The sequence below is a fragment of the Acinetobacter marinus genome (assembly GCF_900096915.1).
Lineage (GTDB): Bacteria > Pseudomonadota > Gammaproteobacteria > Pseudomonadales > Moraxellaceae > Acinetobacter > Acinetobacter marinus.
The window spans coordinates 462,340-474,888 of sequence record NZ_FMYK01000003.1; the positions used below are offsets into that span (position 1 = coordinate 462,340).

Sequence of the window (12,549 nt, forward strand, 5' to 3'; positions counted from 1 at the left end):
TATGGTGGACTTCGCAGAACATCGCCGTGCCTTGTTGTGTAACGATGCACAATCCATTGCGGACTATGAGTCGGCAATGGAACAAGCAACCAAAGCGGTTGCAGCATGGTTGCAAAATGACAAAATGTACACTGGCGGAAGCATTAAAGAACTTCGCAGTGCCATTGCCTTTAATCCTTCTAAAGATGGTTTGGGTGTGCAAGCGTCATTACAACGTATGGTCGAACTTTTCCTTAATAAAAGTTTGAAAGTGCATCATCCGCATTCGCTTGCGCATTTACATTGCCCAACCATGGTGACTAGTCAAATCGCCGAAGTATTGATTAATGCAACCAACCAGTCGATGGATTCATGGGATCAAAGTCCTGCGGGTTCATTGATGGAAGTGCAGCTGATTGATTGGCTTCGTCAAAAAGTCGGTTATGGCGCAGGTCAAGCAGGGGTGTTTACCTCTGGTGGAACGCAGTCTAACTTGATGGGTGTATTGCTTGCACGTGACTGGTGTATCGCTAAAAACTGGAAAGATGAACACGGTAAACCGTGGTCAGTTCAGCGTGATGGCGTACCGAATGAAGCGATGAAAAACGTCAAAGTCATCTGTTCTGAAAATGCACATTTCTCTGTGCAAAAGAACATGGCGATGATGGGCATGGGCTTTCAGTCGGTGGTGACTGTACCTGTCAATGATAAAGCACAGATGGATGTCGATGCACTGGAAAAAACCATGGCATTGCTACAGTCTGAAGGCAAAATCGTGGCATGTGTGGTCGCAACTGCAGGGACAACTGATGCAGGGGCGATTGACCCACTCAAGCAAATCCGTGACATTACCAATAAGTATGGCGCATGGATGCATATCGATGCCGCTTGGGGGGGTGCTTTAGTTTTATCCAATGAATTCCGTTCGATGTTAGACGGTATTGAATTGTCAGATTCGGTGACTTTGGATTTCCATAAGCATTATTTCCAAAGCATTAGCTGTGGTGCATTCTTGCTCAAAGATGAAGCCAACTATCGCTTTATGCATTATGAAGCGGAGTATCTTAATTCTGCTTATGATGAAGAGCATGGTGTGCCGAATCTGGTGTCGAAGTCATTACAAACCACACGTCGTTTTGATGCGTTGAAATTGTGGATGACTATTGAAGCATTGGGTGAAGAACTCTATGGCTCAATGATTGATCATGGTGTGAAACTGACTCGTGAAGTTGCAGATTATATCAAGGCGACTGATGGTTTAGAATTATTGGTTGAGCCACAGTTTGCGTCGGTGTTGTTCCGTGTGGTGCCAAATGGCTATCCTGCGCAGTTCATTGATAGCTTAAACCAAAACGTGGCGGATGAACTCTTTGCACGTGGCGAGGCAAACATTGGTGTAACTAAGGTTGGCACTCATCAATCCTTGAAGATGACCACACTCAGCCCTGTTGCAACACTCGACAATGTGAAGCATTTGCTCGATATGGTTTTAGCTGAATCTGATCGTATTAAAGATGATATTGCCTTTGGGCGTTATACACCTGCAATCGATTGATTGATGGAAAATCTACAACCTAAAGAGATCGCTTCGGCGGTCTTTTTTAATGCGAGTCTAAGTCCTGACTAAGTTTAAAGATTGTATTCACCGCAATGTCATATATATGCTTTAAGTTAACTGGTTTGATCAAAATCGCACAAGTATATGGACACGCCATTTTCAATTTTTCGATTATTTTTCTATTTAGGTTGTATCTCTTTTGGCGGCCCTGCGGCACATATTGCACTGTTTCAAACAAAAATTATTGATCAAAAACATTGGATGAGTGCAGAACAATATCTGCAATTGGTAGCACTGTGTCAGTTTTTACCTGGTCCAAGTAGTAGCCAAGTCGGCTTGGGGCTAGGAATGCATCGAGCAGGTTATTTGGGCGCATTTGCTTCTTGGCTTGGTTTTACTCTGCCAGGGGCGATCTTAATGTATTTTCTCGCCATTAGTTTGAGTCAATTTTCTTGGTTATCCAATGCGATGATTCTAAAAGGCTTGTTACTTGCGATCGTGGTGATCGTTGCCCATGCGGTTGTGATGATGAGTCGGCAAATCTGCAAAACTAAATTTCATTACGCCATTGTGATTATCTTGATAGCAGTTGGTTTGGTGTTTAGTGAGTTGAATCAATTATTTCTGATTTTAATTGCTGCGATTTTAGGGCTAATATTTTTCTATAAACAATCTTATTCAGCATTAGCACAACTCGAATTTCCAGTGTCTAAACGAGTTGCTGTTTTTACTTTCATTGTGTTTTTTTTAACCTTATTTATTACGCCGATTTTAATATCGACATTTCTGTCAGCTGATCATCCTGCCAATTTCTTTTATGAGATTTATCAAGCCAGTGCATTGGTGTTTGGTGGTGGTCATGTGGTGTTACCACTTTTGGAGCAGAGCATTGTTCAGCAAAACTTTGTTGGTCAAGATCAGTTCATGACAGGTTATGGTGTGATTCAGACGATGCCAGGACCACTATTTAATTTTAGTGCATTTCTCGGTGCGACAGCTTTTCCATCAATAAGTTTGTTTGCTGCATTATTTGCGGTTCTTGCAATATTTCTACCTGCAGCATTAGTTTTAATTGGCGCATTGCCGATGACGAGTTATTTATCAAAAAATAAATATTTACGAGCTATGTTTCAGGGGATTAGTGCAGGGGTGATTGCCTTGCTGATTTTGATGTTGATTCAAAATATGCTTCCAAAAGCAGTTGATTCAATCGCTGATGGTATTTTCCTGATCATTGCTTTTGCGATGTTTTATACAGGACGTTTGCCGATTTGGGCTTTGATGCTCGCCAGTTTAAGTTATGCGTACATCATGTCCGCAGTCATTTAAAAATTACTTCTTAACTAAGAGCACGCCTGATTCAACATGATGAGTAAATGGGAACTGATCAAACATGGCAAAGCGTTTGATGTCATGGGTTTCACTCAAAGTCTGCAAGTTGTCATACAGCGTTTCAGGATTGCAGGAAATATAAATAATTTGCGGAAACTGTGCGATTAAGGTCAGTGTGTCGTCATCTATCCCTGCACGTGGTGGATCAACAAAAACCGTATCAAATTGATAATTCGACAGCTCAATATTTTCTTCTTTTAAACGACGGAATTCACGCTTGCCTTGATAGGCTTCGGTAAATTCTTCTGCAGATAAACGTGCAAGTTGAATATTTTCAACCTGATTGTCAGCCATGTTCCATTTGGCAGCGTAGACTGAGCTTTTGGCGAGTTCTGTGGCAAGCACATTTCTAAAATGCAATGACAATGGCAAGGTGAAATTCCCATTACCACAATACAGTTCTAATAAATCAGTGGGTGAGTCTGTCTGATTTTCTTGTGCCACATCACATGCCCATGACAGCATTTTTTCACAGACAATCGCATTGGGCTGAGTAAAGCCATTTTCGATTTGTTTATAGGTAAATTCACGACCATTGACCATGAGCTTTTCAATGACAAAATCATCAGCCAAAACGATTTTTTGCCCACGACTGCGACCGATGATTTTAATGTTGAGCTTTTCTTGTAAAGTTTTGGCTTGTTCAGTCCAAGCATCAGTGAGCTTACGATGGTAAATCATCGACACCAACATTTCCCCATGTTTTGATGCCAAAAAGTCGATTTCAAACAAACGCTCGGCGAGCAGCGGATTGGCTTTCACTTCTGCCAATACAATCGGCATCAGATCGTTAATCGACTGGGTAGCGGTTGGAAAATCATCAATGCGAACGACTTGTTTTTTACCTTCCTCATCACGTTCAAACATGGCATAAAACAGATCGTCATCCGTATGCCAAATGCGAAACTCGGCACGCATGCGATAGTGACTTTCAGGCGACTCGAAGACTTCAATCTCGGGCATGTCAAATTCAGCAAACTGCGCAAGCAAATGTTGGACTTTAAATTCGAGTTGTTGCTGATAATTCACGGTCATAACGAGGCTGAAAATCTTTGATAATAAGGCGGGCAGATAGTAGCAAAAAAATCATCAAAAGGCACGGTTCGCTCGGACACAAAAATTATTCTCTAAGCAATTGAGGTCAGTATTCCTGCATAACGAATGAGAATTAAATCTTGCTAAATGTAAACTTTTGAAACAACTGTATCTTTATGTATCAAAATTGATTGACAAGGTATACAAGTGTTAAGGATAATTATTTTCATTTGTGACTCGATTAAGGTTTTTGCCATGCGTAAAATCTCTATGCTTTCTCCTCTGAGTGTTGCGATTAAACACTCTATCTTTATTGGTTTGTCGTTGTCGTCTGTGGTGGTGTTTGCAGAAGATACAGTCAATGTTTTGCCAACGATCGTGGTGGAAACCTATGATGAGGGCAAGATTGCGCAAAACTCCGACCTTGGTATTTTGGGTGAGAAGTCGTTAATTGACACGCCTTTCTCGATTTTAACCTACACCCCAAAAGGCATTGAAGATCAACAAGCCTCGACCGTTGCTGAAGTGTTGAAAAATGATCCGAGTATTCGTGCGACTACCAACTCTGGACATATGATGGAGAATTTGACCATTCGTGGTTTTGAAGTCAATCATGATGAAATTGCATTGAATGGACAGTACGGAATGCAACCATTTGGTAATACGCCAACAGATTTGCTGGATTCAGTGACAGTGATTAAAGGGCCGAATGCGTTGGTGTCAGGCATGTCGCCAACGGGTGGTGTCGGTGGTAAAGTCAGTGCCAATACCAAACGTGCCACAGAAGACCTCACCGAAGTATCCGCATCGATCGAAGATGGTGGTTATTATAAATCAGGTTTTGATATCGCACGCCGCCTCGGTGAAGAAGATCAGTTCGGTATTCGCACCAGTGCATACTATGGTGATGGCGAGCATGTTATTGAAGGTATGGAAGATACCAATGTCAGTGGCATTGTGGCTTTAGACTATACGACCGATAAATTAAAAATTAATTTTGATGCGTTCTCTGTGAAGCAAGATCGTCAGGGCGGTTCACCTGCGATGATTTCTTTGGCGGCTTATGAGAATCAAGGTACACCGTCTGCGCCTGAAGGTGATACCAATTATCTACCTTACTTGTTTGGACATATCAAAAGTAACTATGTGGGACTGAGTGGTGAATACAAATTTAGTCCAGATTTTAAAGTCTATGCAGGCGGTGGCTATGCTGAAAAATCGCATTCAGGACAGATGTTTGGTACACGAGTAAATTATCGTAATGGCGCATACTCAATCAACTACTACGATCAACCGCAGACTGAGATCGATGTCACTGCCAATATGGGCTTTGAAGGTAAATTCAATACAGGAGCAATTCAACATACCGTTGGATTACGTGCGGATTATTTGTCACAAGAATCTTTCCAGTATCAAACAACGGGTTCGTCTTCAGCATTGGTATTGACAGATATTTATACGCCAAATACAACGTATGCACAGACTACATCGCCTGATATTTATCGTTATGATGACAATCAATTTGTAAGCTATGCGCTAACCGATCAAATGTCGATGTTGGATGATAAGTTGCAAGTGATTTTGGGTGCACGTTATCAAGATATGGATATTAAAAATCATCTCACCAATACCAGTTACTCAGGTGATCGTGTATCGCCAAGTGCTGCTATCGTGGTTAAACCATTTGGCGAAGATTTTTCAATCTATACCAGTTATGTTGAAGGTTTAACCAATGGTGGGACTGTTGGTTCAGCGTATGTAAATGAGGGCGAGGTATTAGATCCTTATGTCACCAAGCAGTATGAAGTCGGCGCAAAATATCAATCAGGTTCATGGCTGAATACGCTGGCAATTTACCAGATCGAAAAAGCCGCAAGTCTGGTTGAAACACGTTCTGATGGTGATTACTTGACCCAAGATGGCGAGCAACGCTCTCGTGGTGTGGAATGGACTTTAACAGGTGATATTACACGAGACTTGAGTATCCTTGGTAGCTTGGCTTATATTGATGCGGAATATACTAAAGCAGCGAGTAATGAAGGCAATGATGTGTTGGGCATCCCACATTTTACCGCAGGTCTAACTTTGAATTATGATATTCCATTTGTGGAAGGATTAAGTGTCAATACTCATGCAACCTATGTCGGAGAGCAGTATTTGAACCAAGCAAATACCATCAAGTTGCCTGACTACACCATCGTTGATTTGGGTGCGAAATATGAAACATCACTGGGTGGTGTGGGTACGACATTCCGTGTTGGTGTGGATAATATTACTGATAAGAACTACTGGGCGGGTGTGTTTGGTAATAATTATGCCATTATCGGCGAAGGGCGTACGTATACCGCAGGTGTGACCTTCAATTTTTAATCGTTCATATGAATTAATTTAAAATTGACATCAACGCAATAACAAAGCGACCATCATGGTCGCTTTGTTGTATCCGAAGATAAATAATGATGTGTGAGAAATTATGCAGTCAGTAAGACGTCACCGAACTGATCACGTAATTCTGATTTGACCATTTTTCCAGTACCGTTGATTGGAATGGCATCAACGAAGATCACACGATCTGGAATCTGCCAATCGGCAATTTTCCCTTGGTAATAGGCTTTGATCGCCTCTTCATCGATGTTGCTACCTTCTTCTTTAATGGCAACCAACACTGGACGTTCATCCCATTTTGGATGTTTGGCGGCAATCGCAGCTGCCATACGAATCTCAGGGTGACTCATGGCAATGCCTTCAAGCTCAACCGAAGAAATCCATTCACCACCAGATTTGATCAAGTCTTTTGAACGGTCTCGAATCACCAAGAAGCCATCGGGATCAATGGTTGCGACATCACCCGTATCGAACCAACCATCTTCGGTTAGTGCAGACTCGCCCTTATTAAAGTATTCGGAGACGATCCAATGTCCTCGAATGTGCAGATTACCTTGGCTGTGACCATCATTTGGTAGGACTTGATTGTTGGCATCTGGATCGACGACACGAATCTCCACACCGAACACAGGACGACCTTGAGAAAGACGGAGTTTTTCAAGTTCTACTTCAGGTAAATCGGCATGTTTTGCTTTGGTTTGGTTGGCTGTGCCGAGTGGACTGGTTTCAGTCATACCCCAAGCATGGATGGTTTCGCAGTGATATTTATCTTTAAAGGTTTTTAGGATGGCAGGCGGGCAGGCTGCACCACCAACGACATTACGATTCATGCTTTCCAGCGTCGTGTCACGCTTTGCCGCTGCCGCAAGCAGACCTTGCCAAATGGTCGGTACACCAAGCGCAACAGTGACTTTATAATCATCAATGAGGCTGACTAAGCTATCACCATCCAGATTTGGACCCGGCAGAACAAGACTGCTACCAGTCATCGCCGTGGCGTATGGAATCCCCCACGCATTGACATGGAACATCGGTACAACAGGGAGTACCACGTCTTTGGCGGAAAGATTCAGCGAGTCTGGCACCGCAATACCAAAGGCATGTAACATGGTCGAACGGTGGCTATAAAGCACGCCTTTAGGATTGCCTGTAGTCCCTGAAGTGTAGCACAGCGAGCTTGCGGTATTCTCATCCAGCTCAGGCCACTCAAACTGATCCGATTCACTGGCAACTAGATCATCATAAAACAAGACATCAGGCAAAGCTGCCAAGACTTTTTCGTCTTTGCCACTTAAGCAAATAAACTTTTCAACAGTTGGGACTTTGTCCTTAATCGCAACGATCAGCGGTAAAAAAGTCACATCAAAAAATAACGCTTTGTCCTTGGCATCATTGATAATAAATACCAATTGCTCTGGGAAAAGGCGAGGGTTGATGGTATGACAGACGTAACCACTACACGACACGGCATACCATGTTTCGAGGTGGCGATAGTTATTCCATGCGATGGTGGCTAAGCGATCACCGAGTTGCAAATTGTATCGACTCAGCGCATTGGCGAGGCGTTTTGAGTTTTGTGCAACTTTACCCCAACTGGTTGTTGTAAATTCCCCGCTGACTTCTTTGGAAATGATCTGTGTATCGCCGTGGTACTGTGCCGCATGATCAATCAAACTGCTAATCATTAATGGGCGATGCATCATTTGTCCAAACATATTGACTTCCTTGTGTGTCTAACATTTTGTGCCTTTACTTTGCATGAGAAGTGATGGGGTGGCAATAGGCAAAATCTTCCAAAAGCACTGCAAGCATTGCAAAATATTACAGAAAAATGCTCTAAAAATGTATGGCGAAATCAGAGACATTGGATTGCGATCAATCAATATACGGACTTTTAAGTGGGCTCTAAAGCAGGCGACACAGCATTGAGAGATCAAAATACCAAGAATTGGGGATGTATCTCATTATCATAATCTATTTAAATAGATATCGATAGGTCAACAGGATTTATCACCATAATCACGGAGTAAATAAAATGAAACTGAATAAATTGCTTTTATGTGTTTTGAGCGTGGGTATTTGCGGTGTCTCACAAGCTGCAACTGTGAAATCAACCATCCCATTAAAATTAACCATTCCAAAATTATGCACAATCGATAATCAGGCAGGTACGGTATTGGTTCCTTCAGATGGGTCTAATGTCTCCGCATCTTACACTGTCACTTGTAATACGGGTTACACCATTTCGACCATGACGGATAATTATTTGACGTCCGATTGGGCAACGCACCTAAAATCTTCAGCAGGCAACTACTTAGTGACTGGCATGGGAACGACTGGTCCAGGAGGCACTTCAGTAGGCATTCAACATGCAGCAGGTGTGAGTTTCCCTGGTAGTAGCGTGGATACCTTTACCATGAGTGTATCTTTGCAAAATGCGATTACGCCGACCACCACTGCGGGCACATATCGTGATAACTACCGTATCACTGTAACCTACTAAGGCGACAACATTTCATTTTCAAAATATCAGACGCAAAATGACGATGGACTCTTTTTAATCCGTTAAGAGGAGTCTTTTTTAGAATAATCAATAAATGATCGAAAATTGAAGCGGGGCGAATTATGACAAACTATAAATTGAGCACAATGTATTTTTTGTTTGCTGTGCTGATGCAACCCGTCTATGCAGGCGTCAATATTAGTCCAGTGATTTTGGAAGTGGATGCTGAGAATCATGTGCGTAGTACCACCATCACTTTGCACAATGGTGTAGAAGACTATCCTCGAAACTATGAGCTCACCGCATATAAATGGACGCAAAATGAACAGGGCGAAGAGCAACTCGAGCCTAGTAACGAATTGGTGATGAATCCCAAAACATTTAATTTGGCTAGTGGAGAAAAACAAACGATTCGCATCGGCTTTCGTCAAGCTATCGAAAAAATGAATATCCAAGATGAGCAAAGTTGGCGCATCTTATTTCAAGAGATTCCGACACCACTGACTGCAAACGGTATTCAAGTCAGTGTTGATATGAGCATTCCTTTATTCGTTACAGCAAAACCCAATGAAAAGGCACCAAATTTAGGTGCAGAAATTATTCAAAATGCGGGGCAAATCAGTCAGCTGAAAATAATCAATCAAAACGATGTGCATATCAAAACGATGGGAATAACAGTCGTTGATACGAATGAGAAGACTGTAGCTCAATATGACAGTATGAAGTATATATTGGCGCATAAAAGTTTTGCTTTTGACCTTGGAAATATCAAGTCGAGTAAAAATCTCAAAGCAATCGTCAAAGTAGATCAAATCGTTGAGCCACTCATCATCCATATCAATGAGTAGAGGTGATGGTCATGAAAAAGAAATTACTGGCACTGCTCATCATCAGCCAAATCTATCCTAGCACAGTGTCTTTCGCCGCAGATGTAGCAATATCTCATTCAGAAGAATATCTGATGCAACTTTGGGTCAATGGAGTCGATCAGCAACGAGATGTGATTTTTAAAAAAACTGAACACAGTATTTGGGTGGCATGTGTCGACTTAGATGGCACGTTTATTGATATTGCACAGCTGAAACAGCAAACCATTCAAAACACCTTATATTGCGATGTCAATCATGCAGGCTTGACGAGTCAGATTGATGATTCTAGCCAAACGCTTCAAATCAATTTACCCGCTTCTGGGCTCTCATCAAATCAAGTATTGAATAAATATCAAGGCTATATCACCACACCCGCCCCATTTGGTGCTTATCTGGACTATGAAGCCTACTATGCCAAGCATGCCCGTCAAGCAGATAATTCCATGTTGAATATTCGCAATGAACTCGGCGTATTTTGGAAAAATGCACTATTTACCCATGCCATGCTGACTAAACGTGAAGAATTTAATCAACAAGAAAATCGAGATACCACACGCTTATTCAGCAATCTCAGCATCGAATATCCTCAACACATGAGCACCTTGCAATTTGGCGACATCACCACAGCGTCGACTGCCAATACACGTGGCTTTTATTTTGCAGGGGTGCAGTACGGCACCAATTTTATCAGTAGACCAGGTTTTGTTTATTGGAATGTTCCGCAAATACAAGGCAGTGCGCTAACGCCGTCTACGGTTGATTTATATATCAATGGAGTGCGAAGTTATAATAGTCGAGTCAATCCAGGCGAATTTAATATCGAAAGTGGTGCATTTCTCAATGGCGATGGCACAGCACAACTGGTGGTTGAGGATATCTTGGGTAATCGCCAAGTGCAGAATATTGAATTATTTGTATCGGATCGATTGTTGCGTCCAAATCTTGCCGATTATCAATTTTCAGCAGGGAAAATTCGCTATAACTATGATCAAGATAGCGATGACTATCGAGAAAGTTTTGCCAGCGCCTATTATCGAAAAGGCATGACTTCCAAATGGAGTTTGGGCGGAACAATACAATATAGTGATGATATTCAAAATGCTGGACTACTTTCAACGCATTATATTCGCCATTTTGGGGTGCTTGATCTCGGTGCTGGCTGGAGTCATGCTGATGCTAGTTCTGGATATTCTAGAGATGGGCATACGCTGAGTATCGGTTTTGAGAAGAATACGGCACGATATAATATCGGCGCAAATACACAGTTTTATAGCCAAGACTATCAAATGCTTGGGATGGAGCAAGGGGCTGAAGTCTCAGAACGAGAAAGCCTTGCCTATATCGGTTTTAACCAAGTGCCATTTTTTGGCAATATCTCTTTAAATTATATCGAGCGGATTCCGCATAAAAACTCGAATACTGAAGAAAGCCAAATCTTTGCGATACGTGGTGGGCGAGCATTAAGTCGGAATTTATATTTCAATTATGGCGTACAACATGAGCGCCATACTGAGGATGATGTGAGCTTTGACTTGGCATTGACCTACCAGTTTGATGAAAAGCGCTCGGCTTATCTCAATCATGATCAGGATGCAACCACGCTAAATTTTACCAAAGCAGATGCTGAACATGTTGGCATAGATTATGATATTGGTGTTGCTAAGTTACATGGAACAACAGCATCGCAAGGCAATGCTTCGGATGATTATGCTGCCAATGCACAAACTCGGCTGAAAAGTAATTTGGGTGATTTGACCTTAAAATATTATCAATCGGAACAGCGGCGGAATTATCAAGCGAATTTTAAAGGGGCGCTTACTTGGCTGGGCGGAGCGTTTAATTTTACCAAAGCTGTGGATTATCCATTTAGTTTGATTCGTATAGAAGATTCACCAAATATTGATGTGTTTCGTAATAATACTTTCATTGGCAAAACCAATAAAAATGGCACGCTATTTGTACATCGTTTGATTCCATATACCCAACAAGTCTTATCCTTCAATCCGAATCAGCTGGAAATCGAAGATCAAGTATCTACGACCAAACAAACGCTTGTGCCACTCCCTTCACGTGGCTATGTACTGGATTTTCCAGTGGTGAAAACACGTGAAATTACATTTCGGATTGTTGCTGAAGATGGCAAAGAGATCCCTGTTGGCAGTCTATTGTCAGTTGATCAAAATGGATTGGATTTGAGTCCAGTTGGTAAAGCAGGGCTAGTCACTTTATACGGAATTATCCCAAATATTAATCATGCGTTTTCCGTTCAGACTGGGGTAGATTCACAATGTCATTTCCAACACCAAACTGCTCAATCTACAAGCCTAGATATAGGGCAAGTCATTGAGGTGACGTGTTTGACAGGAGCGGGAAAATGAACAAAATGATGAGAGTCTGTACGAGCTACCTACTGAGCATGATGTGCTGTAGCCAGCTTTGGGCAAATGGTTGTGAGATTTCACAGATCACATCGAATCAGCTTGAACTTTTACCAGAGCAACATAATTCGAGCAATATGGCTTTTTCCGTCAAATGTCCACAACCCTTTAATATCTCATTCAATAGTCATCAAAGTCGCAGTGATGGCATCAGCTATCTCAGCTCAGGCAAACATAAAATCAGAACCAAACTCAGTGCGCAAGGTGATCGCCATATCACATGGGCGACGCCGATCAGCCAACAAGAAAATATCACGCATCATTATGTGGTGACTGCCACGTTAATCGAGCCGATTACTGCGATTACTCCCGCAGGAACGTATCGGGATAATATACGCATCTTGATTGAATACTGATGTCAATAGTGGCATGAATTGAGGCAGTGTGGTT

At 42.1% G+C, this 12,549-nt stretch carries 9 protein-coding genes; 7 read left to right on the forward strand and 2 right to left on the reverse strand.

What is annotated here, in order from left to right:
- Window position 1: 1 nt before the first annotated feature.
- Window positions 2-1,534, forward strand: coding sequence for a pyridoxal phosphate-dependent decarboxylase family protein (locus BLQ60_RS08175; RefSeq protein ID WP_092618594.1), 1,533 nt, complete (start codon window positions 2-4; stop codon window positions 1,532-1,534).
- 147 nt (window positions 1,535-1,681) lie between these two features.
- On the forward strand, window positions 1,682-2,866 hold the full coding sequence (gene chrA / locus BLQ60_RS08180; protein WP_092618597.1) for a chromate efflux transporter: 1,185 nt from the start codon (window positions 1,682-1,684) through the stop codon (window positions 2,864-2,866).
- A 3-nt stretch (window positions 2,867-2,869) separates the two neighbouring features.
- Here the strand turns inward: chrA and trmA are convergent, their stop codons facing one another.
- Window positions 2,870-3,964: a tRNA (uridine(54)-C5)-methyltransferase TrmA gene (gene trmA, locus BLQ60_RS08185; protein ID WP_092618600.1), complete on the reverse strand. Its 1,095-nt coding sequence runs from the start codon at window positions 3,962-3,964 to the stop codon at window positions 2,870-2,872.
- A gap of 255 nt (window positions 3,965-4,219) precedes the next feature.
- Here trmA and BLQ60_RS08190 point away from each other — a divergent pair, with 255 nt between their 5' ends.
- A complete protein-coding gene (locus BLQ60_RS08190) occupies window positions 4,220-6,334 on the forward strand; it encodes a TonB-dependent receptor (RefSeq protein ID WP_244515995.1) in 2,115 nt (704 codons plus the stop codon).
- A 101-nt stretch (window positions 6,335-6,435) separates the two neighbouring features.
- Here the strand turns inward: BLQ60_RS08190 and BLQ60_RS08195 are convergent, their stop codons facing one another.
- Window positions 6,436-8,064, reverse strand: a complete 1,629-nt coding sequence (locus tag BLQ60_RS08195; RefSeq protein WP_092618606.1) for a long-chain-fatty-acid--CoA ligase — start codon at window positions 8,062-8,064, stop codon at window positions 6,436-6,438.
- A 320-nt stretch (window positions 8,065-8,384) separates the two neighbouring features.
- On the opposite strand from BLQ60_RS08195, the gene BLQ60_RS08200 reads away from it, so the two are divergent.
- From BLQ60_RS08200 to BLQ60_RS08215, 4 genes are all read left to right on the forward strand, one after another.
- Window positions 8,385-8,852: a hypothetical protein gene (locus BLQ60_RS08200; RefSeq protein WP_092618609.1), complete on the forward strand. Its 468-nt coding sequence runs from the start codon at window positions 8,385-8,387 to the stop codon at window positions 8,850-8,852.
- A gap of 122 nt (window positions 8,853-8,974) precedes the next feature.
- A complete protein-coding gene (locus BLQ60_RS08205) occupies window positions 8,975-9,700 on the forward strand; it encodes a fimbrial biogenesis chaperone (protein ID WP_092618612.1) in 726 nt (241 codons plus the stop codon).
- Window positions 9,701-9,711: 11 nt separating this feature from the next.
- Window positions 9,712-12,099: a fimbria/pilus outer membrane usher protein gene (locus tag BLQ60_RS08210; RefSeq protein WP_171259079.1), complete on the forward strand. Its 2,388-nt coding sequence runs from the start codon at window positions 9,712-9,714 to the stop codon at window positions 12,097-12,099.
- Window positions 12,096-12,515 (forward strand): hypothetical protein, encoded by a 420-nt coding sequence (locus BLQ60_RS08215; RefSeq protein ID WP_143005203.1) that lies wholly within the window; start codon window positions 12,096-12,098, stop codon window positions 12,513-12,515. The genes BLQ60_RS08210 and BLQ60_RS08215 overlap by 4 nt, the downstream gene beginning before the upstream one ends.
- Window positions 12,516-12,549: the final 34 nt, after the last annotated feature.

What these genes read in the sequence shown, in the direction of transcription:
- BLQ60_RS08175 (WP_092618594.1), top strand. Translation starts at nt 2, where the DNA reads ATGGTGGACTTCGCAGAACATCGCCGTGCCTTGTTGTGTAACGATGCA.
- chrA (WP_092618597.1), top strand. Translation starts at nt 1,682, where the DNA reads ATGGACACGCCATTTTCAATTTTTCGATTATTTTTCTATTTAGGTTGT.
- trmA (WP_092618600.1), bottom strand. Translation starts at nt 3,964, where the DNA reads ATGACCGTGAATTATCAGCAACAACTCGAATTTAAAGTCCAACATTTG.
- BLQ60_RS08190 (WP_244515995.1), top strand. Translation starts at nt 4,220, where the DNA reads ATGCGTAAAATCTCTATGCTTTCTCCTCTGAGTGTTGCGATTAAACAC.
- BLQ60_RS08195 (WP_092618606.1), bottom strand. Translation starts at nt 8,064, where the DNA reads ATGTTTGGACAAATGATGCATCGCCCATTAATGATTAGCAGTTTGATT.
- BLQ60_RS08200 (WP_092618609.1), top strand. Translation starts at nt 8,385, where the DNA reads ATGAAACTGAATAAATTGCTTTTATGTGTTTTGAGCGTGGGTATTTGC.
- BLQ60_RS08205 (WP_092618612.1), top strand. Translation starts at nt 8,975, where the DNA reads ATGACAAACTATAAATTGAGCACAATGTATTTTTTGTTTGCTGTGCTG.
- BLQ60_RS08210 (WP_171259079.1), top strand. Translation starts at nt 9,712, where the DNA reads ATGAAAAAGAAATTACTGGCACTGCTCATCATCAGCCAAATCTATCCT.
- BLQ60_RS08215 (WP_143005203.1), top strand. Translation starts at nt 12,096, where the DNA reads ATGAACAAAATGATGAGAGTCTGTACGAGCTACCTACTGAGCATGATG.